The organism is Corallococcus praedator (assembly GCF_003612125.1).
Taxonomy (GTDB): Bacteria; Myxococcota; Myxococcia; order Myxococcales; family Myxococcaceae; genus Corallococcus; species Corallococcus praedator.
The window spans coordinates 1-381 of sequence record NZ_RAWI01001476.1 but is presented as its reverse complement, the minus strand read 5'-3'; the positions used below and the strand labels follow the sequence as shown (position 1 = coordinate 381).

General features: G+C 47.8%; 1 protein-coding gene. It reads left to right on the top strand.

Features of this window, described 5'->3' with window-relative positions; genetic code table 11:
* Positions 1-381 (top strand): AAA family ATPase (locus D7Y13_RS50290; RefSeq protein ID WP_158626288.1); only part of this gene is annotated, 381 nt, incomplete at both ends.

Sequence of the window (381 nt, the reverse complement as noted above, 5' to 3'; positions counted from 1 at the left end):
AATCAAAGCACTCATCAACCGAGAGTTCTTTGCTGAGACAGACCAATTGATGGTTCTGGAGCAGTGGCTGAGAAATCGATGTGAGGACAGGCTTAGTGGTCGAATCATCGGTCCCAGGAGATGTGGCAAATCGACGATCGCAATGGAGTGCGTCGATCGTATCAGTGGGCAAAAGGGAGCATTGCGTCCGATTCCATTGCGAACACATTACACTGCTTGCCTGACCTCTTTTGACTCGCGTAAATTGTTCAATCAAATTACGAAGGAGTTAGGTCGCGGTGCCCGAGGTGGAAAGCCAGAAGATTACCGTCTCAGAGCGTTTGACACATTGGAATTACTCAGGGTTGAAACGCTGTTGGTTGATAATGCTCATTATATGAC